Source organism: Streptomyces sp. SA15 (assembly GCF_002291145.1).
In the GTDB taxonomy this organism is placed as follows: Bacteria; Actinomycetota; Actinomycetes; order Streptomycetales; family Streptomycetaceae; genus Streptomyces.
In genome coordinates this window covers 23,987-48,437 of the sequence record NZ_NTGE01000188.1, presented here as the reverse complement: position 1 = coordinate 48,437, position 24,451 = coordinate 23,987, and the positions used below count along the sequence as shown (strand labels likewise).

The following is a 24,451-nucleotide window of genomic DNA, read 5'->3' as shown; positions in this document are numbered from 1 at the left end:
CCGGTCAGCGCAGCTGGTCGACGTACTTGTCGGTGCCGGGGACGGTGGGGATGAAGGGGGCCAGCAACTCCACCCTTCCCAGCCCGGCCTCGCTGACCGCCGTCTCCAGGCCGGTGAAGTACGGCTCCCAGCACTCCCGTGGGTCCGCCTCCAGGAACCACAGCAGGGTCAGCCGGGTGTCGACGCCCTCGACCTGCTTGACGTACGACATACGGTCGCCGGGCAGCAGGGTCGGCCGGAAGACGGTCACCATCGCGGACGGAGCTGTGACATTTTCCTTGGGCGCCACACGCTTGGGAAGGTCGCGGGAGACCAGCCACTCCAGCAGCTCGGCGCGCTGTTCGGGCGAGTCGGTGTCGACGACCTGGAGGACCAGGCCGGCATAGGGGTGGTCGAGGGCGTGGAAGTCGCGGGGCCCGGCCGCCCCGTCCCGGTACACCGTCGCCTCGTGGTCCTGGAACGCGGTGAAGACATGCGTACGGTCCCGGTAGACGCGGCCGTCGCGGTTGAGGCGCTTGTTGATGCCGACGGTCCAGCGCATGTGGTCGTCGTAGCGGCCGTCGGTGATCCAGTACGTGGAGAGGTAACACCCGGCGGTGACCGGCTCGGCGATCGCCGACTTCTCGGGCCGGCGCAGGAGTTGCAGGTCCCGGGTGGCCACCCAGCGGCGGCCGGCGTACATCCAGGGCATGGCCATGGCGCCGGCGTAGTAGTGGTCGTCCTCGTACCAGCGGTTGTAGGCGTACTCGTGGCCCGGGTGCGGCTCGACCATGGTGATGAGCGCGTGGCCGGCGCGGACGCCGTACGGGCCTACGGCGGCCAGCTCGCCGTACATCTCGCTGCGGGTGTCTTCGGACATGGGAGCTTCCCTCCTCCTGCGGTCGCCCCTACTCTGACGCTCCGTCAGATAATGCGCCAGAGCTACGGCGAGTGAACCGAAGGGGCGCGACTGTGTCGGGAGTGCGAGCGCGCGGAGGCCCGAAGGGCTGAGCACGGTCGCGCTCCCGACACAGGCTGTAGCGCCCCGGAGGTGAACCGCCGCGAAAAAAGGGGAGGCCATCGATGTCACCGCTCACGGGCAAGACCGTCGTCGTGTCCGGAGTCGGCGCCGGGCTCGGTCACCAGGTCGCGGCGGCCGTCGTGCGGGACGGCGGGAACGCGGTGCTCGGGGCGCGGACGGAGGCGAACCTCGCCAAGAGCGCGGCCGAGATCGATCCGGACGGGGCGCACACGGCGTACCGGGCGACCGACGTCAGGGACGAGGGGCAGTGCGAGGCGCTGGCGGCGCTGGCGCGGGAGCGGTTCGGGCGGATCGACGCCGTCGTCCATGTGGCCGCCCGGGACAGCTACTTCGGCGGGCTGGAGGACGCCGACTTCGCGACCTGGCAGTCGGTGATCGACGTGAATCTGCTGGGGACGCTGCGGATGACCCGGGCCTGCCTGCCGGGACTGAAGGAACGCGGCGGCTCGGTGGTCTTCATCGGGACGCAGTCGGCGGTGGCGGCCCCGTCGCAGGTACGGCAGGCGGCGTACGCGGCCTCGAAGGGGGCGTTGACCAGCGCGATGTACTCCCTGGCGCGGGAACTCGGGCCGCACCGCATCCGCGTCAACACCGTGCTGCCGGGCTGGATGTGGGGCCCGCCGGTGCGGGCGTACGTCCAGTTCACGGCGCGGACGGAAGGGGTAGGGGAGGACGAGGTGCTGCGGCGGCTGACCGGCCGGATGGCACTGCCGGAGCTGGCCTCGGACGCGGATGTGGCGGACGCGGCGGTGTTCCTGGCGTCGGACCGGGCGCGGGCGATCACGGGGCAGTCGCTGTTGGTGAACGCCGGGGAATTGATGCGCTGACCTGATCCTTTTCAGCCAAACCCCCGCGTTCACATATACAACCCCGGGCCATAAAGCCGAACAATTTTACGCGCTCTTGACCTTCCTCGCGCTTGCCGTGGGCATGCCGCCCCACTCAGAGTTCACATGCCTGACCCTGGCGGCGGACCCTGGAAGGGGGCCCATGAACAGTCTCGACTGGGCCGTGCTCATCGGCTACTTCGGCGTGATGGTCGCCATCGGCGTGTGGTCGCACAAGCGTGTGGACAACGTCAGTGACTTCTTCACCGCCGGAGGCAAGATGCCCTGGTGGCTCTCCGGCATCTCGCACCACATGTCGGGCTACAGCGCGGTGATGTTCACCGGCTACGCGGGCATCGCCTACACCTACGGCGTCACCTCCTTCGTCACCTGGTCGTTCCCGATCGCCCTCGGCATCGCGATCGGCTCGAAGCTGTTCGCCCCGCGCATCAACCGGTTACGGTCCAGGCTCCATGTGGCCTCCCCGCTGGAGTACCTGAAGAACCGTTACGACCTGAAGACCCAGCAGGCGCTGGCCTGGTCCGGCATGCTGCTGAAGATCGTGGACGTGGGCGCGAAGTGGGCCGCGATCGCCACCCTGCTGTCCGTCTTCACCGGCATCTCCCTGAACCAGGGCATCCTCATCACCGGCACCATCACGGCCGTCTACTGCACGATCGGCGGCCTGTGGGCGGACGCGCTGACCGAGCTGGGCCAGTTCGTCATCCAGCTCCTCGCCGGTGTGGCGATGTTCGTCGCCGTGATCATGGAACTCGGTGACAGGAACATCGGATTCATCGACGCCTGGGACCAGCCGGCCCTGCAGGGCCACGAGAAACCGCTGGTCGCCGACTACGGCGCGGTGTTCCTGCTGGCCTTCCTCTTCATCAAGCTGTTCGAGTACAACGGCGGCATGCTCAACCAGGCCCAGCGCTACATGGCGACGGCCACCCCCAAGGAGGCAGCGCGTTCGGCCCGGCTGTCGGCGGTGCTGTGGCTCGTCTGGCCCCTGGTCCTGTTCTACCCCATGTGGATGTCGCCGCTGCTGGTGGAGGCGCAGAAGCCGGACGGCTCGGACTCGTACGGCCTGATGACCGAACAACTCCTCCCGCACGGCCTGCTGGGACTGGTCATCGTCGGCTTCTTCTCGCACACCATGGCCATGTGCTCCTCCGACGCCAACGCCATCGCGGCCGTCTTCACCCGGGACGTCGCCCCGGTGATGTCGGCGCGGGCACGGGCGTGGAGCCAGCGGACGGGACTGATCGCGGCCCGGATCGCGACGGTCGTCTTCCTCGGCCTGTCCATGGCGGCGGCCACGCAGGTCAACTCGCCCACCTTCAAGGACATCATCACGGTCGTCATCAAGTGGGTGGCCGGTCTGATGGGCCCGATGGCCATCCCGATGATGCTGGGCCTGCTGCGCCCGTTCCGCCGCTCCGGCCCGACCGCGGCGCTCATCAGCTGGTCCATGGGCCTGTTCGCCTTCTGGCTGGTCAACTACCCCATCAACTGGAACGTAGAGGGCGGCGTCCCGCTCCAGTACCAGGTATCGATCCCGCTGGCCGTCTCCCTGATCCTCTACATCCTCGTCGGCTTCCTGAGGCCGGAGGACACCCCGGAACGCCTCGCGATCATCGAGAAGATCAACACGGACGACGACGGATCGGCCGCGGCGGCGATCCCGACGCCGGCGGATCCGATGGACGACGCGGTGCGGGCGCCGGTGAAGGACTGACGCAGCGTGTGGCAGACCTGAGGGCTTCTCAGCTCCCTTGGTTTGTACGGGAGATGACCTTTGCCGGATCATTGCCGCCTGATCACTCAAAAGTTCAACAGACCGCTGTGTGATCAGGTGGTATGAACCTCTCCCACCCCCCACGGAGCGCGCGGGCGGCGGTCATCGCCGCCTGCGCCCTGATCCTGGTGGCGGGCCGCGCCGACGCGGCGTCGCCCGCCACCCCGCACGACCACCTCAGACCCGGTCCGGTCAGCCCCACGGCGGACACCGCGGCCGGCGCCCTGGTCGCGAACGACGCCGGCGACGACCCCGGCGATGACGACGACGGCACCGACCGCGACGACCCGACCGCCGGGTTCGCCCAGCAGGCCCGTATGAAGACGGCTCCCGGCGATGCCGTCGGGCCCGGCGCGCTGGCCCACGCGCGCACCCAGGCCGGGCGGCTGCCGACCGTGCCGACCCGGTGGTCCGAGGTCACGAACGTCCCCCTCCAGCAAGAGGACAAGGGGTACGCCGACCCCGTCGCGTCGAACTTCGGCGCCGGATGGGGGCTGAACAGCGGCCGCGTCGCCGCCCTCGCCGTCGACGGGCACACGGTGTACATGGGCGCCGCCGACGGCGGCCTGTGGCGCTCCGACGACGACGGACGGCGCTGGCGGCCTCTCTCCGACCATCAGCAGACCCTCGCCATGGGCGCCCTGGCCGTGAACCCCGCCGACCACTCCCTGTGGATCGGCACCGGCGAGCCCAGCAATTCCGGCGACTCCTACACCGGCCTCGGCATCTACCGCTCCACCGACCGGGGCCGCACCTGGAAGCAGGTGGGCAAGCGGATCGACGGCAGTGTCGTCCCCCGGATCACCTTCGACGGCCAGGGCCACGTCTACGCGGCCACCAACGAGGGCGTCCTGCGCCGCGACGCCGACGACATCACCTCCGACTGGACGGTCGCCCTGGCCCCCGGTGACCCGGACAGGGCCTTGTCCTCGGCCGCGACCGACGTCGCCGTACGCCCCGGAACCGGCGGCCGGCAGGTCATAGCCGTGATCGCGCGCTATTTCACCTCCGACGGCGACGGGAACGGCATCTACGAGTCCGACGACTCCGGAAAGCCCGGCACCTGGCACAAGGTCACCCCGACCGGCGACCTGGCGGGTCTCACCCCCGGCCGCTCGACCCTCTCCTACTCGGCCGACGGCCGCGCACTGTTCGCGCTCGTCGCCGACGCCAAGAAAGGCAGCGACGACGGGGCGATCTACCGCTCGGCGACCGGCGACACGACCGGGCCCTGGACGACGGTCGCCGACGAGGACGTCCTCAAGGCGGCGGGCGCGCAGAACAGCGACCCGGCCGGCGCCGCCTGGTACAACCAGTACGTCGCCGTGGACCCCGCCGACCCGCAGCACGTCTACGCGGCCTTCTCCGAGGTCTTCGAGAGCTGGGACGGCGGAAAGACATGGGCGACGATCGGCCCGTACTGGAACTACGGCCTGAAGTGCTGGACCCAGGGGCCGATCGCGGGCGGCTGCCCGATGACGTCCCACCCCGACCAGCACGCCATCGCCTTCGGCCCCGGCCACCGGGTGTATTTCGGCAACGACGGCGGCGTCTACGAGCGCTCCGGGACCCTGCGCCCGGACCCGGTGCTGCCCTCCGAAGGCTGGACCAACCTGAACCAGGGCCTGCGCACGCTCCAGTACTACGACGCCGCCTACGGCCGTGACCCGGCGACCGGAGCCCTGTCCACGTGGGGCGGCACCCAGGACAACGGCACCGTACTGAGCCTGCCGGGCGCGCGTGAGCTCTACCAGCCCGCGGGCGGCGACGGCGGCTACGTCATCGCCGACCCGGCGAACGCCGACCGGGCCGTGTACGAGTACGTCAACCTCGACATGGGACTGACCACCAACGGCGGCCGCTCCGACGGCACGGAGAACTCGAACTCCTTCACCGACATCTCGCCCGCCTGCGACTGGAACGCCGACCTCAAGGGCTGCGACCCGGGCCCGGAGTTCATCGCCCCCTACACCTCCGACACCGGCGACCTGAACCACTGGGTCGCGGGCGGCCGGTACGTGTGGGACAACGGCGGCAAGGGCTGGGACACCCGCTGCACGGCCGCCTCCTGCGACTGGACGAACGTCCACGACACCGGCGAGAAACACGCCGTCACCGCGCTCGCCGTGAACGGCTCCGTGACGTACGCGGGCTGGGAGTACTGGGAGGGCGCCCAGTACTCCAGCGGCATCGACACCAACGCGGGCGGCACCTGGCACCGGCTCACCGCGCCGCTGCCCAACCGGTACGTCACCTCACTCACCGTCGATCCTCGGGACGCCCGCCACGTCTGGGCCACGTACGGCGGCTTCACCGGCTCGTACGTCCCCGGCGCGGGCGAGGGCCACGTCTTCGAGAGCACCGACGGCGGCACCACCTGGACCGACCGCACGGGCGGCCTGCCCGACGCACCGGTCGGGGCGCTCACCCTCTGGCACGGCCACGTGGTCGTCGGCACGGACGTCGGCGTCTTCGCCGCGGCGCCCACCACCGACGGCGGCTACGCCTGGTACCGGCTCGGCGGGGCTCTGCCCAACGCCGGGATCGTGTCCTTGGACGTCTCGCCGGACGGGGGGCGGCTGTTGGTGGCGACGCACGGGCGGGGGCTGTGGTCGGCGGTGGCGCCGCTGTGATCGGCGCGAAGGGAGGACTGGGCTAGGCACCCCTGGGGTATCTGGCCAGCCACCCCGGGGACGACCCCGCCGGACCGTGCAGCGCGGGCCCCTGGGTCATCTCCATCGCGAAGTCGTCGGCCAGTTCCAGCAGCGTGGGACGGCCCTCCAGCTCGGCCAGCCAGGCCGGGGGGAGGGCCGTCTCGCCGTGCAGGGCGCCGAGGAGCCCGCCGGTCAGGGCACCGGCGGTCGCCGAGGGCCCGTCGTGATTCACGGCGAGACACAGGCCATGCCGTACGTCCTCCCCCACCAGCGCGCAGTACACGGCGGCCGCCAGCAGCCCGTCCGCCGAGCCGTCCGCCGCCAGCTCCTCCACCCGCGCCGGCGTGGGCATCCCCTGCCGTACGGCACCCAGCGCGTGCTGCAACGCGTCGGACACAGGCTGGTGCCCGGGCCTGGCGGCGAGCAGCGCGAGCGCCCGCTGCACGGCCCCGTCGAGGCTCTCGCCGCAGGCCAGACCGTGCACGATCACGGCGTACGCGCCCGCCGACAGGTAGGCGATGGGGTGGCCGTGCGTCTGCGCCGCGCACTCCACGGCGAGCTGGACGACCAGCTGCGGCTCCCACCCCACGAGCAGCCCGAAGGGCGCGGAACGGGCGGTGGCCTCGGGCCCGAGCTCGGTGGGGTTCTTGGGCGACTCCAGCGTGCCCATGTTCTCGTCCCCGAACCCGATGAGCAGCGACCGGGCGGGATCCCGCCGGGCGTACAACCACTCCTCCCGAGCGAGCCACCCGTCATCCTTGCGCCGCTCATCGGGCCCCCAGTCCCGCTGGGTGGCGGCCCACCGCAGATACGCCCGGTGCAGATCGGTCGGCGGATGCCAGGCGCCGGTGTCCCGCCGTACCTGGGCGCGTATCAGCCCGTCCACGGTGAACAGGGTGAGCTGCGTGAGGTGGGTGATCGCGCCGCGCCTGCCGTACCCGAAGGCCAGGTCGACGAGGCCTTCGGGACCGTACTCCTGCTGTATCTCCTCCAGCCCCAGCTCGTCGACAGGCGCGCCCAGGGCATCCCCCACGGCCACCCCGAGCAACGTCCCCCGCACCCTGCTCCGAAAGTCCTGCTGCTCGGCACGCCCCCAGACGGCCCCGGCTGTCGCACCCACCAAGACCTCCCACGGCGACCGTCCGTACGTACGACAGCTCAGCACTGTAATCGAACGGGGACGGGGGGTTCAGGGGGTGAGCCGGTATGCCTGGTGTGAGGGGAGTGGTTCGGGTTGGTCGCGAGTGACCCTGGATGGTCCGGGTCCGTCACAGGACGGTCGGTCGCAAGATCAAGATGTGGCGCGAGTCGGCCGGGCTGACGCAGACGGAGCTCGGGGACGCGATCGGGTACGGCGGGGAGATGGTCTCATCGGCGGAGCGGGGGCGGAGGATTCCCAAGCCGGACTTCCTGGACAAGGCCGATGAGGTGCTCGGCGCGGGCGGGAAGCTCTCCGCGATGAAGGAGAACGTGGAAAGGGCTCGGTATCCGAAGAAGGTGCGGGATCTGGCGAAGTTGGAGGATGAGGCGGTGGAGTTGGGGGCGTACGACAGCCACCACATCCACGGCCTGCTGCAAACGCCGGAGTACACGCGGGAGTTGTACACCATGCGACGACCCGCATTCACGGAGGAGGAGATCGACCGTCACGTCGCCGCGCGCGTGGCTCGAAAGTCCGTCTTCGAGCGCCTACCACGGCCACTTCTCACCTTTGTCCAGGAAGAGGTGACGCTGCGACGGCCTCTTGGAGGCAGAATGGTCCTGCGGCAACAGCTCGAACATCTGTTGGAGATCAGCAAGTTGCGGCACGTATCGATCCAGGTCATGCCGACGGATCGTGAGGACCATGCGGGCATGGGTGGGTCGATCCGGCTGCTGAAACTGCGGGACGGCAAGACACTCGGGCATCAGAGGCTCAGCTGCACAGCCGCGTCATCAGCGATCCCCGGGAGGTGCAGATCCTGGAGATGCGCTATGGAATGATCCGGGCGCAGGCCCTCACGCCCCGCGAGTCACTGGCCTTCATCGAGAAAGTCATGGGAGAAGAGACATGACCTCCACCCTCGAGTGGTTCAAGAGCAGCTACAGCAGCAACGACGGCCCTGATTGCGTCGAGGTCGCGACAGCCGCGGCCGACGCGACGGTCCACGTACGCGACTCCAAAGACAAGGAAGGCGCACGTCTCGCGTTCGCGGACGGCGCCTGGACCGAGTTCCTCGCGTTCGCCTCGGAACGCTGAGGAGTCACCCAACGGGCTCCGCGTCGGTGGTGGCTGCGGTTTCATTTTCATCGGTCGCGGGCCCTTCATCGGCTCGCGACTCCTCTTCACGCTGCTTCGCCAGAGCGAGTTCCCTGGCCAGCTTTTCCGAGTGCAGCCTCATTTCTGCCTCTTTCCGGTGCTCGAACACCGTTGCCTCCTTTGAGCTTTGACCTGCAAGGATTGAGACCTCTTTACCTGGAGATTACCCCACGACCGGCGGCAAGTCACGGTCGAATTACGATCGCACACAGGTCATTCGCCCATTGTTCACCGTGAGCGGCGACGGCAGAGAAACTCGCCATGCGTCGGTGTGCGGAATGCGCGGGAGACGATGTCGAAGCCGGCCCGCTCGAGCATGCCCTCCAGGATCCAGGCGTAGGTGGAGAACTCTTCGCGAACGTGCGCTTCGAAGTGGTTTCGCCGCCTCGGCATCACACCCCGCACAGCCGCCGAGGCCGACGGACACGAAGCCCTGCTCACCCTGATCGCTCTCGGCTACGCACCGGCATCATCCCTGAACTCGTCCTGCAACACTGCAGCCTCCGCCACCGGCTCCACGCCGCACCCATCACGTCCAGCCCCGGCGAACTCACATCGGCGCGTGCATCCGGCGTGCCGATCTCCACCGGCCCTTGGTCGCAGCCGCCTGGTCAGCCACAGGGCCCGGTCAACCTCAGCCATCCATCGATTGACTTCGGAATATGTTCCGAAGTAGCCTCGGATCATGTCCACTCCCACCGTCGCCTTCTCGGAGCTCTCGAAGAATTCGAAGCGTGTCGCCGAGACGCTCGACCGGGCTCAGCGTGTGCACATCACGCGTCGGGACGGCGAGGATCTCTACCTGACCACAGCACGCCACGACCAGCAGCGCGAGGAGACGGCGGACATCACAGCGCGTCTACTCGCCGCCCTCGTCCGTAGCGATGCCGGTGAGCGGGCCATACTGCGCGCGCTTCCCTCGGTCTTCCCATGGGTCCGTCATCTGTCGGCGGACGAGCTGAAGCAGTTCGTGGCCGAGCTCATCGACGCGACACACGACGCGGCCCAGCTCGATGTCCATGCCAATCTCCACCGGGTCGTCGTCGAATGGCGCGCGACGGCACGCGTCCTCGCCGACCCGGAGCTCACCGCGCAGCTCACCCGTCGGCTGCCGGACGAGGACCACGGCGAGGTGACCGCGCCGTGAGCCCGAAACGTGGCGACGACGTCGCCCCTCCGCCCGTGGGCGAGGAATGGCGCCTGCGATTCGCGACGAACGAGGCGGCGAAGGGATGGGGCGAGTTGGGCGCGGAGGCTCCGGGGAACACACGGCGCTGCTTCGAGGCACTGCGCGGCGACCCTCTGTCCCGAGCCGATCCCGACCGTCAGCACCGGCTGCGCGGCCGTCTGGCCACCGGCAACCTCGGCGGTCAGGAGTATCCCCAGTGGGAGTACGAGGTGACCGCGGGCGGTCGTGTGCGGTATCTCGTCGACGAAGCACGCCGCACCGTCCATTTCGTGTACGCATCCACCCGCCATCCCAAGGACACCGAATAGCACTTCGGCGTCCGGCAACGTTCTGGCTCAATGCGTACGAGGCGTACCGAGACACCGCCCCGTGCGGGGAAAATGGCCGCCATGGCCACTACAACCTCACGCAGCGCCCTCCACCTCACCGCCACCCTCCTCACCGCCACCGTCGCCCTCTACATGACCCTCGTCGCCTTCGGGAACATCACGGACTTCGGCACCAACCAGCAGTTCGTCAGACACGTTCTCGCCATGGATACGACGTTCAAGGACGACGACCTGATGTGGCGGGCCATCACCAACGAGGGGGTGCAGGACGCGGCGTACGTCGCCATCATCGTGTGGGAGACCGTCGCCGCGCTCGTGCTTCTCTACGGCACCTGGCTGTGGGCCCGACGCGACCACGTCGGGGCTCGCCGCGTTTCCACGTACGGCCTGCTCATGGTCATGCTGCTGTTCGGCGCCGGGTTCATCGCGATCGGTGGTGAGTGGTTCGCGATGTGGCAGTCCGGGGACTGGAACGGGCTGGACGCGGCGACGCGGGCGTTCCTGTTCAGTGGCGTGGTCCTGGTCGCCGTACACCTGCCCATGAAGCAGACTGACTCGACCACGTGACCACCATGACTACATAACTACGTGACCCTCACTACTACCTGACCACCACGACCGTCGTCCCCGTCTCGCCGAAGGTCCACAGCGCCGATCCGTCCGCCTTGTCCATGCGGATGCCGCTGGTCCGGATCCCGGCGGCGGGCGGGGGCGACGAGCCGTCCACCGCGTTCGAGAAGGCGATCGACAGGCCGGACTTGGCGGCGAAGTACAGGATGTGCTCGATCTCCACGCCGTCGGTGCCCGTGGTGGCCTCCGTGCGCTGGGAGATCGTGTAGGTGCCGGGGTCGGGGCTCACCGTCCCCGGCCACACCGTGAACGTCCGGCGGGAGGCGTCGCCGGCGTCGACCAGCCACACCCGCTTCTGCCCGAGGGAGTACACGACGCGACGCCCGGTGCCGGAGTCGTCCGGCACCACGGCGGGGGCCTCGGACTTCGTGGGCTTGGGCTGCGCGCCCGCCGACGCCGACGCGCTCGGCCGGGCGGGCGTGGCGGTCGGGTGCGCGCCCTTGTCCGCCTGTACGGCCAGGGCGGCGACCGCCACGATCGCGCCCGCCGTCAGGCCGGTCACCCAGACCCACGAGGGAAGCCGTCGGGCAGGCACGGGCACGCATCTCCTCAGTTACGGGGCCCCTCCAATCAGGGGTCCGATCATCGTACTGGGAGGCTGCGGGTGGCCTCTCTCCAACCAGCCCCCCGGCCCGCCTCAGTCCAACACCGGCAACAGCTCCGGCAGATGCCCGTCCGACACGGCCGCCGCCCGCTGCCGTTCCTCCGGCACCTCCCCGTACAGCGTCGTACGCGCACGTGCCGGGCGGCCCGCCGCCTCCGCCACCGCGATCAGGTCCTTGACCGACTTGTAGGAGCCGTAGGAGGAGCCGGCCATGCGGGAGATGGTCTCCTCCATCAGCGTGCCGCCGAGGTCGTTCGCCCCGGAGCGCAGCATCTCCGCCGCGCCCTCCGTGCCCAGCTTCACCCAGCTGGTCTGGATGTTGGGGATGTGGGGGTGGAGGAGGAGGCGGGCCATGGCCGTGACCGCCCGGTTGTCCCTCGTCGTCGGGCCGGGGCGGGCGATTCCCGCCAGGTACACGGGCGCGTTCGTGTGGATGAAGGGCAGTGTCACGAACTCCGTGAAGCCGCCGGTCCGTTCCTGGATACCAGCGAGGGTCCGCAGATGCCCGAGCCAGTGCCGGGGCTGGTCCACATGTCCGTACATCATCGTCGAGCTCGACCGGATGCCCACCTCGTGCGCCGTCGTGATCACCTCGATCCAGGTCGCCGTGGGCAGCTTGCCCTTGGTCAGGATCCAGCGGACCTCGTCGTCGAGGATCTCGGCCGCCGTACCCGGGATCGAGTCGAGGCCCGCCTCCTTCGCCGCCGTCAGCCACTCGCGGATGGACATCCCGGTGCGCGTCGCGCCGTTGACGACCTCCATCGGCGAGAACGCGTGTACATGCATCCCCGGCACGCGTTCCTTCACCGCGCGCGCGATGTCGAAGTACGCCGTCCCCGGCAGGTCCGGATGGATGCCGCCCTGCATGCACACCTCGACCGCACCCACCTCCCACGCCTGCTGCGCCCGGTCGGCCACCTGGTCCAGCGACAGCGTGTACGCGTCCGCGTCCGTCCGGCGCTGCGCGAACGCGCAGAAGCGGCAGCCCGTGTAGCAGACGTTGGTGAAGTTGATGTTCCGCGTGACGATGTACGTCACGTCGTCGCCGACCATCGACTTCCGTACGTCGTCCGCGATGCGCGTGAGTGCGTCCAGAGCCGGGCCGTCGGCATGGAGGAGCGCGAGGGCCTCCTCGTCGGTGAGGCGGGTCGGGTCGTCGGCCGCCGTCGCCAGCGCCTGCCGTACGTCCGTGTCGATGCGCTCCGGCACCATGCCGGGGGCGGCCGCCTCACGCAGGGCGCCCCAGTCGCCGTACACCTCGTCGAAGTCGTCGCGGCGGTCGGACGTACGGCCCTCGGTGTCGATGGTGCGGTGCAGGTCCGTACGGCCGGTGGGCTGGAAGGCCTCGTCCGGTTCCTGCCACGGGTGGCCCTCGACGGTCGCGTCCGGGCGGGCCAGGCCCGTCTCCGGGTCCGCCAGCGCCCGTACGTGCGGACGCAGCCGCGGGTCGAGCCACGGCTCGCCGCGCTGGACGAACTCGGGGTACACGCACAGACGTTCCCGCAGTTCGAAACCGGCCGTCCGGGACTTCTCCGCCAGTTCCTCGATCTGCGGCCAGGGCCGCTCCGGATTGACGTGGTCGATGGTGAGCGGAGACACCCCGCCCCAGTCGTCGATACCGGCGCGGATGAGGCGCTCGTACTCGGAGTCGACGAGGTTGGGCGGCGCCTGGAGGCAGGCGGCCGGCCCCATGATGTGCCTCGCCACCGCCACCGTGGCGACCAGTTCGTCCAGTTCCGCGTCCGGCATGCCGCGCATCGCGGTGTCGGGCTTGGCGCGGAAGTTCTGGATGATCAGTTCCTGGATGCCGTGGTACGACCGGGACACGCGGCGCAGGGCGAAAAGGGACTCGGCGCGCTCTTCGTAGGTCTCGCCGATCCCGATGAGGAGACCGGACGTGAAGGGGACGGAGGAGCGGCCGGCGTCCTCCAGGACCCGCAGGCGTACGGCCGGCTCCTTGTCCGGGGAGCCGTAGTGCGGGCCGCCGGGCTCGGACCACAGGCGGGTCGCCGTCGTCTCCAGCATCATGCCCATGCTGGGCGCGACGGGCTTGAGCCGCTGGAAGTCGGTCCAGCTCATCACCCCGGGGTTGAGGTGGGGCAGCAGGCCGGTCTCCTCCAGGATCCGGATGGAGATGGCGCGGACGTACGCGATGGTGTCGTCGTAGCCGTGCGCGTCGAGCCACTCCCGGGCCTCGGGCCAGCGCTCCTCCGGCTTGTCGCCGAGGGTGATCAGGGCTTCCTTGCAGCCGAGGGCGGCGCCGCGGCGGGCGATGTCCAGGACCTCGTCGGGGGACATGAACATCCCGTGCCCGGCGCGGCGCAGCTTGCCGGGCACGGTGACGAAGGTGCAGTAGTGGCACTTGTCCCGGCACAGCCGGGTGAGGGGGATGAAGACGCTCTTCGAGTACGTGATGACGCCGGGGCGGCCCGCCGCGTCGAGGCCCGCGTCCCGTACCCGGGCGGCGGAGGCGGTGAGGTCGTCCAGGTGCTCACCGCGGGCTTGTAGCAGAACCGCCGCTTCTGTCACATCCAGGGCGACGCCGTCCCGCGCGCGTTTGAGGGCGCGACGCATGGAGTTCTCGGTGGGGCCGGTTCCGGAGGTCACGGAAGTCGTCATCCTTCGAGCATACGAGCGAGGTGATCAGACCCGGCAGGCACCGCCGATTCGTCCACGAGGGCAGGCCGTTACACGGTGCCACGAGTATCGGTGACATCACGAGCATTGGTGACATAACGACCATCGGTTAGATAACGACCATCAGTTAGATAACGGGCATAGTCATCGAGCACCTTCAGCACCTCCGCCTCCCCCGCCGGCGGCAACTGCACCACGACCTCCTCGATGCCGAGCTCGGCGTAGTACGCCAGCTTGCCGGGGTTCGGATGGACGGCGTACGGGACGACCTGCAACGCCTCGGGGTCACGACCGGCGTCCGTCCACACGGCACGCAGGGCGGGCAGCGACTCCGACAGGCCCCGCCCGCCGATGGGCAGCCACCCGTCGGCGTACTCGCAGATGTGCGCGAACAGCTTCGGCCCGGCCGCCCCGCCGACCAGCGTGCGCGGACCGACGACCGGGCCGCGCGGCTTCTGTGCGGGTTTGGGATGCGCGAAGCTGGCCCGGACACTCCCGAACTCGCCTTCGTAGGAGGTCGGCTCCTCGCTCCACAGAGCGCGCATCAGCGCCATCCGGTCCCGCACGAGCTCCCGCCGCGTACGCCAGTCCACACCGTGGTCGGCGGCCTCCTCGACGTTCCACCCGAAGCCGAGGCCGAACGTGAACCGTCCGCCGGAGAGGTGATCGACCGTCGCGACCTGCTTGGCGAGGTCGATCGGGTCGTGCTGGGCGACCAGCGTGATGCCGGTGCCGAGGCCGAGCCGCTCGGTGACGGCGGCGGCCTGGCCGAGCGCGACGAACGGGTCGAGGGTACGGCCGTACTCGCGGGGCAGTTCGCCGCCCGCCGGGTAGGGACTGGTCCGCTCGACGGGGATGTGCGTGTGCTCGGGCAGATACAGCCCGGCGAACCCACGCTGCTCCAGCTCACGGGCGAGCCGGGTCGGGGTGATCGTCTCGTCGGTGAGGAAGACCGTCACGGAGATACGCATGGCTCATCTGTACCCGGCCACACCGGATCTGTCCATACCGACTGGTCGGCATCTCATCGGGGGGGCGGCGCGTCGGAATCGGCTGAGAAGCACGACCAGGACGCCAATTCTCCTTACTTTCCACGGCAGTTCACACGCGTCCGGCACGGTTGGGGCATGTGTGACGACAACGAGGTCCACCACAGCATCGGAGGACGCGCACTGTTCGTGACGGGAGCCGCCGCCGCGCTTACGTTGGGAAGCGTGAGCTTCGCTTCAGCGGCAGACGGGACGGACGGGACGGACGGGGACCAGCAGACGAAGACGGTGCGCGGCACCCTGCCCGCCGGCTCGCCCGACTTCGTGTACGTACCCCTCGAAGTCCCCTCCGGCGTACGAGAGATCAAGGTCGCCTACACCTACGACCGCCCGTCCGTCCCGACCGGCACGCCCGGCAACGCCCTCGACATCGGCATCTTCGACGAACGCGGCACCGAGCTGGGCGGGAAGGGCTTCCGTGGCTGGTCGGGAGGTGCCCGGACCGAATTCTTCCTCCGCGCGGACGACGCGACGCCGGGCTACATCCCGGGCCCGGTGCGCGAAGGCACCTGGCACATCGCGCTCGGCCCGTACACGGTGTCCCCGCAGGGCCTGTCGTACGAGATCACCATCACCCTCACCTACGGCGAGCAGGGCGAGGCCGTACGGCCGGCCTACCCGCCCTCCCGTGCGAAGGGCCGGGGCCGCGCCTGGTACCGAGGGGACTGCCACCTGCACTCCTGGTACTCCGACGGCCGCCGCACCCCGGCGGAGATCGGGGCGCTGGCCCGAGCCGCCGGGCTGGACTTCATCAACACCTCGGAGCACAACACGCACGCGGCGCACGCCCACTGGGCGGACGTGGCGGGCGACGACCTGCTGGTCCTGATGGGCGAGGAGGTCACGACGCGCAACGGCCACGTGGTGGCGCTGGGCACGGACCCGGGCACCTTCGTCGACTGGCGCTACCGGGCCCGCGACAACCGCTTCGGCCGCTTCGCCCGCCAGATCCGCCGTGCCGGAGGACTCGTCGTCCCCGCCCACCCGCACGCCACCTGCATCGGCTGCAACTGGAAGTTCGGCTTCGGGGAGGCGGACGCGGTCGAGGTGTGGAACGGGCCCTACACGCCGGACGACGAGGTGGCGTTGGCGGACTGGGACGGCATGCTGGTGGCGTCGGTGCGGGACGGCGGCCGCGACTGGATCCCGGCGATGGGCAACAGCGACGCGCACCGCAATCCGGACCCGGTCGGCTCCCCGCAAACGGTCGTCCTGGCCGACGACCTGACGCGGGAGGCGATTCAGGAGGGCATCCGGGCGGGACGGTCGTATGTGGCCGAGTCGAAGAACGTCTCGTTGGCCTTCACGGTGTCGGGTGGGCGGGGTGAACACGCCGGTATCGGCGAGCGGTTGCCCGTCGACCGCGACACCCCGGTCACGGCTCGCCTGGAGGTCACCGGCGCCCCGCGCTGCACGGTCCGCTTCGTCACCGACCAGGGCGTGCTGTTCACCAGCGCGCCGCTGCCGGTGGCAGGGGCGGGGGTGGTCGAGTGGCGTACGACGCCCTCCTACGCGGCGTACGTCCGTGCGGAGTTGCGGCACGAGACGGCGGCGGGGCCGCTGCCGGGGGCGTTGGCGGCGTTCACCAATCCGATCTTTCTGGGGCGAGGCGTCGACTGACGTACTCGGTCAGTTCCGCGCCGTGCGCGCCCTCGTCAGGTGCTTCACCTCGATGATCGTCGCGACGGCTCCCAGCCAGCGGGCCGCCGCCTCGTCGGCGGGGGCGCCGGCCGCGAGTTGCGTGGCGGCCTCCAGCCAGTCGCGTACGACCGTTGCCGCCTCGGGGCGCGGCAACGGCTCGGGCAGCTCCGCCGCGTACGCCAGGCCCCCGGCCCGGACCACCTCGGCGAGGAAGGCCACGGAGCGCGGCTGGGTGCCGAGGCGGTCGAGGATCACGGCGGCGGCCGCGGCGCCGTCGCCGAAGAGGGCGGTGCGACGGGGGCCGGGGGCTGCGGTGAGGCCGTAGCGCAGAAGCACGGTGACGTCGAACTCGGCCAGTTCGTCGTCGGTGTAGGACGGGTGATCGGAGGTCGTGTTCATCGCGGGCCTCGGCTCAGCTGACGGTGACGGTGTAGGTGACCCGCTCGGGCTCGGAGGGGGTGGCGGACGCGCTCGGCGTCGGTGTCGGCTCCGGCTCCGGCTCCGGTGAGGGCGTGCCGCTGCCGTCTCCCTCACAGGTGGTGGCGAACGTGCAGTGCATCAGCACGATCTCTGTGCTGCCCTTGCCGGTGGCCTCGAAGGTGAAGGTGAGTCTGCTGCCGGCGCCGGGCACCGGCTCGTCGCCGGAGTCCGACTCGCTCTTCTTGCCCTGGCTGCGGACCACCGAGGTGTCGGGCTCGGGGTCGCCCAGGTACCAGTGCTCGCGGGTGGAGGCGTTCTCCTCGACGGTGAGCGTGAAGCGCTCGCCGACCTCGGCGGAGATGCTGCTGTCCTGGGTGGGGTGGCTTGTGGGCGTGCCGGGCTTTTCGGGCTCGTCGCTGCCCGTGGCGCACCCCGTGGCGAGGGCGAGGAGCGCGACCGCGGTGACCACCGCCCTGCTCCGGGAGGTGGACGCCGCACGCATCGTTGAGTTCACTGTTCGCTCTTCGCTTCCTTGTCCCTGCCCCTGTCCCTGTCCCTCAGTACTGGGACAGAACCGAGGGCCGCTCGGCGAAGGTCGGCATCGTGGTCATTTCGCTGTCGGCCACGTTCACGCTGCTGACCCGGGTCTCGACGAGGCCGTCGCTGCCGGAGTACGCCCCCTTGGCGAGGTGGACCTTGTCGGCGAGCTCGTGCAGTGCGTCCTCGATCGTGCGGGCCTCCGCTGCCCAGGCCGCGGCGTAGGAGTTGAACGCCTCCGCGGAGTCGGCGCCGCCCAGCGTCTCCGTCGCGTAGCAGGCCCTGGAGTCGATCGCGGCGCGGATCTTCCCCGCGTCGTCGCCCGCGCCGTTCAGCTCTTTCGCCTGGCCGGTGAGTCCGCTCTTCTGTACCGAGAAGTCCCGCGCGGACGTGGAGTCCTGTGCAGAAGTCATCGTCATCCCCCGCCTTCCCCGTATCCCCCGTTGATCACGTCGGCGGGAGGCTAACACGCGGCGGTGGCGCGGATGTCCGCCGCTCACACGCCCCGCACGCGGCTGCCACACCATCCCCGCGCAGCCCTTCCGGCCTGCTCTCCTACTGCGGGACGTAGACGCTGTACGCGTCGTCGAGCTCACCGTTCGACGCCTTGCCCATGTCGCCGTTGATGAAGTCGTCCTCGCTGACCCAGGTGGTGGTGCCCCAGGGGTTGTAGATCTGGAGCATGTCGCCCTCCTGGCCGATGATGGTCATCGCGTGGGCGCCGTCGTCGCTCTTGACGTCGACCGGGACCGGCTTCCCTTCCGCGACCGCCTTCTCGACCTCGGTCAGAACCTGCCTGCGCTCGTCGGCGCTGTTCATGTCGTGGCGCTGGTAGTCCTCGCCGGTGGCGCCGCCGATGGCGTCGTCGGCGATGCGTTCCTGCCCCTCGGGGCCCATGCCGGTCCAGTTCTCGCCGCCGTCGCCCTCCGTGTGCAGCCGGTGCTGTTCCTCCACCAGGCGCTGCCGGAAGGCGTCGGGGTCGTCCTCCTGTCCGCTGGGTCCGCCGGTGAGTTCGAGGGCGTAGAGGGGGTCGACCATGGCGCGCGCGGTGACGGTGGACGAGGCCACGCAGGTGCCCTCCGAGCCGTCGCCGCCCTGGATCCATTTCTGGCCGTTGAACGTCTGGTCGTCGGTGTTGACGCTGGACCCGTTGGGGTTCGTCCCCTCGTCGTCCAGGCTGTCGCCCTCGGTGGTGATCGGCGACAGGTGCCGCTGCAGCCACGCCGGGTCCTTGCCCTGGATCTTGAAGGCGAACTCGTCGATCTCGTCGACGCTGCGCCCCGCGGCGAGAGCCTTCATCAGGTACGCCTTCTCCTGCGGGGACGACGTGTTCGCCATGAGCAGCTCCATCCGGGCCCGATCGGCCGCCGGAAGGTTCTCCATGGCCCGCCCCGAGCGCTCCAGCTCACCAGCCGTGAGGATCTCGTTGTACTCGGCCTCGCCCTTCACACCGCTGGCGTCGGCGAGCATGAGACGGTCGACCGGGGACAGCTCGTCGGTGTCCATCTTCCCGGCACGGGCCTCGGCAGCCCACTTGTTCAGGTCCCGGGCCGCGATACGGCGGGCCTCGCCGGCGGCGAGGACGGCCTTCCGCATCAGACCGACGCCGTAGGAGGCGTCGTGGGCGGCGTTCTTCCGGTCCCACTCCTCCTCGTCGTTCTCCCGCAGTTCGTCGAAAAAGCCCTCGCGGTCTCTGCCGATCGCATCCAGCGCCTGCTTCAGCTTCCCCCGGCCTTCGCTGTCCTGGTTCTGGGCCTCCGAGATAGCGTCGGCCAGGACGATCAGCGCCCTGAAACCGCCCTCGAACGCCTCCGCCATGTCCGACACGGCCCGCGACACGGCACTCACCGCGTCCGAGGCGAGGACACTCGTGTCGCCGACCCAGACCTCCGGCAGCCCCTTGCGGGCCACCCTCTCCACCCGGTCGCGCAAGCCCATGGTCTCGTCGAGCTGGTCGCGATACCGCCTGCCCAGCGATTCCAAGGTCCCCGGATCACCTTCCGGCCGGGGCTCTGCGCCCGCCTGCTCGATCAGATCCAGCAGCTCGTTCTTGCTCCCGGCCGCCAGCATCCGCTCACTCAGCCCCGCCAGCCGCTCGGCACGCTCGGCCGCGGACTCGTTGACCCGCCGCAAGACTCCTGACATCGCCGGCCCCGTTCCCCCGTCATGATCACGCCCGCGGGACGCTAACACGGTGCCGAGTGCATAGGTATGAAGATCACAAGCCACGCACACGGCTCCCACAGCATCCCCGTGAGAGCGTCGTCAGGCCGGCGTGTCGGGCCGTAGGAAGCGTTGGAGGATCAGGCGCAGGGTGGGGAGCTCATCAAGAAGGCCACGTGCCGCCGCCTCCGGCGCGCGCATCTTCCAGGGCCGCCATGATCTCGGGTGAGTTCCTGATCAGGATCCGATGCCGGTAGACCCGGACGACAGCGGCGGCGCCCGCGAAGTCTTCGGTTGGTGAGGCTCCTACGGCCACCGCCAGTTCTTTCTCGAACCGCTCCCGGTCGCCCGGGAAGCCGTAGCGGCTCAGCGCACTGCGCAGGTCGTCCACGGTCCGGATCTCCGGGAGGGGCATCGCTCCCCAGCCGCCACCCACGCTCACAACGGCTCCACTCACCACGTCACCGCCCCGCCCCCGCACTCGGCCCACAGCAGCTTGCCGGCCTTCGACGCGCCCAGCCCCCGGAGCACCGACGCGCCCCACGCGTTCGCGCAGGAACGGACCAGGTGCAGTCCACGGCCGTCTTCCGTGTCCAGTGGGGGCGCGGGGCCGTCCCGGTCCGCGAAACCGGGCGGTACCTAAGTACCGGAACCTCCTCGACATCGTGGAAGCCACCGCCCTCAGCCCCGAGAAATCCCGGGATCTGATCCACACCATCGCCCAGAACCTGTAAGGGAGCCGACATGTCCTGGCACCGCTGGCAGAAGTCGTCCTGCTGCCAGGAAGGCGACGCCTGCGTCCACATATCCGCCACCTCCGAAACCGTCCACGTCACCGAAAGCGCCGACCCCACCCGAACCGTCCTCACCACCACCCCCATCGCCTTCGGCGCCCTCCTCGACACCCTCAAAGCGTCGAAATGATGTCCCGCCCATTCGAGACGAAGTACCGCGCGGTCACGGCCTTCCAGCGCCGCATCGGCAACCCGGTCCTGCGCCGCCTGCCGACCCAGACCCTCCTGGAGACCACCGGCCGCACCTCCGGCCTGCCACGCCGAACGCCAGTGGGCGGGCGCCGGGTCGGGAACTCCTTCTGGCTGGTCTCCGAGTTCGGCGAACGGTCCCAGTACGTCCGCAACATCAAGGCGAACCCGAGAGTCCGCGTCCGCATCCGGGGCCACTGGCACACCGGAACGGCCCATCTCCTCCCCGACGACGACCCCGTCGCCCGTCTGCGCGCTCTGCCCCGGCTCAACAGCGCGGCGGTGCGGGTGGTGGGGGCTGGGCTGCTGACGGTGCGGGTGGACCTGGACGAGTAGGCGAGTAGGCGAGTAACGGACGGCCTGCCCCGTCACCGCACCCGCGTACACACCTCCAGCACAAGCTCCCGTACGGTCTCCGGCGCCCGCAGCGTCGGCAGGTGGTCGCAGTCCGGCAGGCGTACGAGGCGGCAGCCGGGGATCGCTTCGGCCATGGCCTCGTTGCAGCGGACCGTGCGGGGCAGGTCCTTCTCGCCGAGGAGCAGGGTGCAGGGCAGGGACAGTTCGCCGAGACGCGGGAAGGCGGGCGGGTCCTCGGTCTCGTGGCCGTACGTCGTGAACCAGGCCGGGATCGCCGCCCGCAGCAGCGCCTCGGCCTCGGCGTCGGGGGGCGTGCCGGCCGCCGCCCAGGCGCTCAGGGACAGGGCGACGAGGCCGTCCATGTCCCCAGCCGTGGCCAACTCGCCGATCTTCGCGGTCAGTTCGGGATCCTCCAGGTCGGGGTACCCGGTCACGCCCGGCACGAGCAGGACCAGCCCGGCGACCCGGTCCGGCTCGTCCAGCGCGCCACTGATCGCGGTCGCCCCGCCCATGCTCGACCCGACCAGCACGGCCCGCTGGACGCCGAAGTGGTCCAGAACGGCGCGGAGGTCCTCGGCCAGTGAGTACGACACCGTCGGATTCGGCGACCGACCGAAGCCGCGGGCGTCGTACCGAATCACACGGTGGCGCTCGGCGAGGGCCGGGGCGACCGGGTCCCAGACCCGCGAATCGGCGATCCCGGGATGCAGCAGAACCACCGGAGGACCCTCCCCGCCCGTGCCCGCACCCGTGCCGGCACCCGTGTCATCCGCCCAGACCTCGCCACCCTTGACCCGCACCATGGACTCCATGGGACGACTTTGCCCCGACGGCTGGTCCGGCAACAAGACGATATTGGCCAAGCCCTGCGGCGAGCGGCCGGCTGGTTCCCCCTGCGACGCAACGTGACCATTCCTTATGACGTGAGGAAGCCGCGCGGTCGTAGACCCTCGACACGCGTAACGCTGTGTAATCGATACAGAGCAGATGGTTCCTATAGTGATCGCCATGTCGCCACTGGATCGCGATGGCTCGCTGGCCGTGCTGTATATGCGGAGCACCATGCTCTTTCTCAGCCTTGCGCTGGCGTTGGCGGGGTCGGTGCTGACGATCGGTGGTCTGTTCACCGTGACGGTGGCGATCAATCTTCCGGCGTCGCCGAGCCCCTCGCCCTCGCCGTCGCCCTCGCCGTCGCCGTCGCCGGGAGGGCCGACGACGAGCCCGCCCTCGACGCCGACCACCACGACCCCGCCGACCACCACGACCCCGCCGGTCACGCCGAGCCCAGAGCAGCCACCAACAGAGCAGCAACCATCGCCGGAACAGCCCCCTGAGGAGCAGTCGCCGGGCGAACAGCCCCCTGCAGAGGAACCACCTCCTCCCCCAGCCGAACCGCAAGGCCATCGAGGGGCCGCCCTCGATCCTGCCCCTGCCGAGGCCGCACAGCATTCAGTTGCCCAAGCAACTCAGGAAAACCAGCCAACGGCAGGTCTGATCGCCAGCTGGGCAGGGGCCTTGGCCCAGGTCGCCGCACTGGCGACCGTGATCGTGGAGTACCGAGGGCATTCGCAAGAGAGGGCCAAACGCCGCCGGCATCCCCACCCAGATGCTGGGCAACGTCCACGACGACCAGGACAGCGGTGACGCCGAGGAAGGAACTGCCAGGACGAGATCCCCCGCCGCGAGACCGTCGCCCTCGAACGCCGCCTGCGCAAGGCCAAGTTCGAGCAGCAGGCCACCTTGGAAGGCTTCGATTTCAACGCCTCCCCGAAGCTACCTGCCGCCCAGATCCTTGGCACCGCGCAGGCCCGCCTCACCCCGGCCAAACGATCGCCTGCACCTCGCTGTAAGCATGCAGTGCATACGACCCCACATCCCGCCCGACCCCGCTCCTCTTGAACCCCCCGAACGGCGCCTCCATGTTGCGGCCGACCGTGTTCACCCCCACCCCGCCGGCCCGCAGCCGCCTCGCCACCCGGAAGGCGCGGGAGACGTCCGCCGACCAGACGTAGTCGATGAGCCCGTAGTCGGTGTCGTTGGCCAGTTCCACTCCCTCCTCCTCTTCCTCGAAGGGAATGACGACGACCACCGGCCCGAAGATCTCCTCCCGCGCCACCCGCATGTCGTTCGTGCAGTCGGCGAGGAGGGTGGGGGCGACGTAGAAGCCCCGATCGGACACCTCGGACACCTTGGACGCCTTGGACGCAGACGGCCGTTCGCCGCCCGCGACCACCACCGCCCCCTCCTTCCGGCCGAGCTCCACGTACGACTCCACCCGGTCCCGGTGCGCCGCCGAGATCACCGGCCCGACCACCGTGTCCGGCTCCCTCGGGTCGCCCACCTTCAACCGGCCCGCGTACGCCGCCAGTTGCTCGACCAGCCGGTCGTACACACCGCGCTGGGCCAGCACCCGCGTCGGCGCCGTGCAGATCTGGCCGGAGTAGAACGAGAACGTCGTACCGATCCCGGCCACGGCCGAGCCGACGTCCGCGTCGTCGAAGACGACCGCGGCCCCCTTCCCGCCCAGCTCCATCAACTGGCGTTTCATGTCCCGGCCGCAGACCTCGGCAATCCGCTGCCCGACCGCCGTGGAGCCCGTGAAGCTCACCATGTCCACGTCCGGCGACTCCACGGCCGCCTCGCCGACCTCCACCGAGCGGCCGGACACCACGTTCACGACCCCCCGCGGCACCCCCGCCGCCTCCAGCGCCTGAGCCATCCGGTAGACCGACAGCGGATCCTGCGGGGCCGGCTTCACCACCACCGTGTTGCCCATCGCCAGCGCCGGGGCGACCTTTCCGGCCGGGTTCGCCCACGGGTTGTTGTACGACGTGACGCAGGTGACGACCCCGACCGGCTGCCGCACGGCCAGCGCGCCCATCACCGCCGCCCGACCCATCGGCCCGGCCTCGTTGATCTGCGGCGGTATCGCCCACTCGGCGGGCTCCACGCGCGCGTACCGCCGGAAGCGGGCGGCGGCCACGCCCACCTGCATACGCCGCGCCGTCGCCGTGGTCGCTCCGGTCTCCGCCCGGGCCAGCTCCGCGTACGGCTCCAGCCGGCCGCCGATGATCTCCGCGGCCCGCGCCAGTACGGCCGCCCGCTCCTCGGGCGTCGTACGCGACCACGGCCCGAAGGCCTCGCGGGCCGCGGCACAGGCCGCGTGCACCTGATCCCGCGAGGCCTCCGGCGCCCAGCCGACGGTCTCCTCGGTCGCCGGGTCGACGACCTCGTAGTGACCGCCGTCCGGCTCCACCCAGGCACCACCGACGAACAGCCGCTGCCCCTCAGCAGTCACCTGAGCAGTCATCTG

General features: G+C 70.0%; 23 protein-coding genes and 1 pseudogene. 11 read left to right on the top strand and 13 right to left on the bottom strand.

The features are described from left to right. Positions 1-4 precede the first annotated feature (4 nt). Positions 5-859 (bottom strand): hypothetical protein, encoded by an 855-nt coding sequence (locus tag CLM62_RS40220; RefSeq protein WP_095754831.1) that lies wholly within the window; start codon positions 857-859, stop codon positions 5-7. 203 nt (positions 860-1,062) lie between these two features. Here CLM62_RS40220 and CLM62_RS40215 point away from each other — a divergent pair, with 203 nt between their 5' ends. The 3 genes from CLM62_RS40215 (at position 1,063) to CLM62_RS40205 (ending at position 6,279) form a co-directional block, all read left to right on the top strand. Continuing rightward, positions 1,063-1,848 (top strand): SDR family oxidoreductase, encoded by a 786-nt coding sequence (locus CLM62_RS40215; protein ID WP_095754830.1) that lies wholly within the window; start codon positions 1,063-1,065, stop codon positions 1,846-1,848. A gap of 163 nt (positions 1,849-2,011) precedes the next feature. Next, positions 2,012-3,586, top strand: coding sequence for a sodium:solute symporter family protein (locus CLM62_RS40210; RefSeq protein ID WP_095754829.1), 1,575 nt, complete (start codon positions 2,012-2,014; stop codon positions 3,584-3,586). A 122-nt stretch (positions 3,587-3,708) separates the two neighbouring features. After that, positions 3,709-6,279, top strand: a complete 2,571-nt coding sequence (locus tag CLM62_RS40205; RefSeq protein ID WP_095754828.1) for a sialidase family protein — start codon at positions 3,709-3,711, stop codon at positions 6,277-6,279. Between the two features lie 22 nt (positions 6,280-6,301). Here CLM62_RS40205 and CLM62_RS40200 read toward each other — a convergent pair whose 3' ends face one another. Then, positions 6,302-7,420: an ADP-ribosylglycohydrolase family protein gene (locus tag CLM62_RS40200; protein ID WP_095754827.1), complete on the bottom strand. Its 1,119-nt coding sequence runs from the start codon at positions 7,418-7,420 to the stop codon at positions 6,302-6,304. 134 nt (positions 7,421-7,554) lie between these two features. Between CLM62_RS40200 and CLM62_RS40195 the strand changes: the two are divergent. Together CLM62_RS40195 and CLM62_RS40190 are read left to right on the top strand one after the other, a co-directional pair. After that, positions 7,555-8,354, top strand: a pseudogene (locus CLM62_RS40195) (helix-turn-helix domain-containing protein). Continuing rightward, positions 8,351-8,539: a DUF397 domain-containing protein gene (locus CLM62_RS40190; protein WP_095754826.1), complete on the top strand. Its 189-nt coding sequence runs from the start codon at positions 8,351-8,353 to the stop codon at positions 8,537-8,539. The pseudogene CLM62_RS40195 and the gene CLM62_RS40190 overlap by 4 nt, the downstream one beginning before the upstream one ends. 4 nt (positions 8,540-8,543) lie before the next feature. Here CLM62_RS40190 and CLM62_RS50475 read toward each other — a convergent pair whose 3' ends face one another. After that, positions 8,544-8,708 carry a hypothetical protein gene (locus CLM62_RS50475; RefSeq protein WP_179382429.1) on the bottom strand — a complete coding sequence of 55 codons (165 nt, stop codon included), beginning with the start codon at positions 8,706-8,708 and terminating at the stop codon, positions 8,544-8,546. A 576-nt stretch (positions 8,709-9,284) separates the two neighbouring features. Between CLM62_RS50475 and CLM62_RS40185 the strand changes: the two genes are divergently transcribed. The 3 genes from CLM62_RS40185 to CLM62_RS40175 all read left to right on the top strand — a co-directional run bounded on the left by CLM62_RS40185 (position 9,285) and on the right by CLM62_RS40175 (position 10,684). Then, a complete protein-coding gene (locus CLM62_RS40185; RefSeq protein ID WP_095754825.1) occupies positions 9,285-9,746 on the top strand; it encodes a prevent-host-death family protein in 462 nt (153 codons plus the stop codon). Further along, on the top strand, positions 9,743-10,096 hold the full coding sequence (locus tag CLM62_RS40180; RefSeq protein ID WP_095754824.1) for a hypothetical protein: 354 nt from the start codon (positions 9,743-9,745) through the stop codon (positions 10,094-10,096). Before CLM62_RS40185 ends, CLM62_RS40180 begins: the two co-directional genes overlap by 4 nt. Before the next feature lie 81 nt (positions 10,097-10,177). Continuing rightward, positions 10,178-10,684: a DUF2165 domain-containing protein gene (locus CLM62_RS40175; protein WP_095754844.1), complete on the top strand. Its 507-nt coding sequence runs from the start codon at positions 10,178-10,180 to the stop codon at positions 10,682-10,684. A gap of 34 nt (positions 10,685-10,718) precedes the next feature. On the opposite strand, the gene CLM62_RS40170 is transcribed toward CLM62_RS40175, so the two are convergent. The 3 genes from CLM62_RS40170 to CLM62_RS40160 all read right to left on the bottom strand — a co-directional run bounded on the left by CLM62_RS40170 (position 10,719) and on the right by CLM62_RS40160 (position 14,959). After that, positions 10,719-11,288, bottom strand: a complete 570-nt coding sequence (locus CLM62_RS40170; protein WP_095754823.1) for a hypothetical protein — start codon at positions 11,286-11,288, stop codon at positions 10,719-10,721. A gap of 96 nt (positions 11,289-11,384) precedes the next feature. Beyond that, positions 11,385-13,970, bottom strand: coding sequence for a bifunctional FO biosynthesis protein CofGH (locus tag CLM62_RS40165; RefSeq protein WP_095754822.1), 2,586 nt, complete (start codon positions 13,968-13,970; stop codon positions 11,385-11,387). Positions 13,971-14,038: 68 nt separating this feature from the next. Then, positions 14,039-14,959 carry an LLM class F420-dependent oxidoreductase gene (locus CLM62_RS40160; protein ID WP_257004369.1) on the bottom strand — a complete coding sequence of 307 codons (921 nt, stop codon included), beginning with the start codon at positions 14,957-14,959 and terminating at the stop codon, positions 14,039-14,041. Between the two features lie 156 nt (positions 14,960-15,115). Here CLM62_RS40160 and CLM62_RS40155 point away from each other — a divergent pair, with 156 nt between their 5' ends. Beyond that, positions 15,116-16,657: a CehA/McbA family metallohydrolase gene (locus tag CLM62_RS40155; RefSeq protein WP_095754821.1), complete on the top strand. Its 1,542-nt coding sequence runs from the start codon at positions 15,116-15,118 to the stop codon at positions 16,655-16,657. A gap of 9 nt (positions 16,658-16,666) precedes the next feature. On the opposite strand, the gene CLM62_RS40150 is transcribed toward CLM62_RS40155, so the two are convergent. The 5 genes from CLM62_RS40150 to CLM62_RS40130 form a co-directional block, all read right to left on the bottom strand. Next, positions 16,667-17,077 (bottom strand): hypothetical protein, encoded by a 411-nt coding sequence (locus CLM62_RS40150; protein ID WP_095754820.1) that lies wholly within the window; start codon positions 17,075-17,077, stop codon positions 16,667-16,669. Positions 17,078-17,090: 13 nt separating this feature from the next. Beyond that, entirely contained in the window at positions 17,091-17,612 is a 522-nt protein-coding gene (locus CLM62_RS40145; protein ID WP_257004368.1) for a protease inhibitor I42 family protein, read from the bottom strand. A 43-nt stretch (positions 17,613-17,655) separates the two neighbouring features. Beyond that, complete coding sequence (locus CLM62_RS40140; RefSeq protein ID WP_179382428.1) at positions 17,656-18,048, bottom strand: type VII secretion target; 393 nt, start codon at positions 18,046-18,048, stop codon at positions 17,656-17,658. A 142-nt stretch (positions 18,049-18,190) separates the two neighbouring features. Continuing rightward, the gene (locus tag CLM62_RS40135; protein ID WP_095754817.1) at positions 18,191-19,780 is read right to left on the bottom strand and encodes a peptidoglycan-binding protein; all 1,590 of its coding nucleotides are present in this window, start codon (positions 19,778-19,780) and stop codon (positions 18,191-18,193) included. 181 nt (positions 19,781-19,961) lie between these two features. Beyond that, positions 19,962-20,240: a hypothetical protein gene (locus CLM62_RS40130; RefSeq protein WP_143659234.1), complete on the bottom strand. Its 279-nt coding sequence runs from the start codon at positions 20,238-20,240 to the stop codon at positions 19,962-19,964. 302 nt (positions 20,241-20,542) lie between these two features. Between CLM62_RS40130 and CLM62_RS40125 the strand changes: the two genes are divergently transcribed. Next, positions 20,543-20,722 carry a DUF397 domain-containing protein gene (locus CLM62_RS40125; RefSeq protein ID WP_095754815.1) on the top strand — a complete coding sequence of 60 codons (180 nt, stop codon included), beginning with the start codon at positions 20,543-20,545 and terminating at the stop codon, positions 20,720-20,722. Next, positions 20,722-21,117, top strand: a complete 396-nt coding sequence (locus tag CLM62_RS40120; protein ID WP_095754814.1) for a nitroreductase family deazaflavin-dependent oxidoreductase — start codon at positions 20,722-20,724, stop codon at positions 21,115-21,117. Before CLM62_RS40125 ends, CLM62_RS40120 begins: the two co-directional genes overlap by 1 nt. Before the next feature lie 32 nt (positions 21,118-21,149). Here the strand turns inward: CLM62_RS40120 and CLM62_RS40115 are convergent, their stop codons facing one another. Then, a complete protein-coding gene (locus tag CLM62_RS40115; protein ID WP_095754813.1) occupies positions 21,150-21,950 on the bottom strand; it encodes an alpha/beta fold hydrolase in 801 nt (266 codons plus the stop codon). A 1,001-nt stretch (positions 21,951-22,951) separates the two neighbouring features. After that, positions 22,952-24,448, bottom strand: coding sequence for an aldehyde dehydrogenase family protein (locus CLM62_RS40105; protein ID WP_095754812.1), 1,497 nt, complete (start codon positions 24,446-24,448; stop codon positions 22,952-22,954). Between the last annotated feature and the right edge of the window lie 3 nt (positions 24,449-24,451).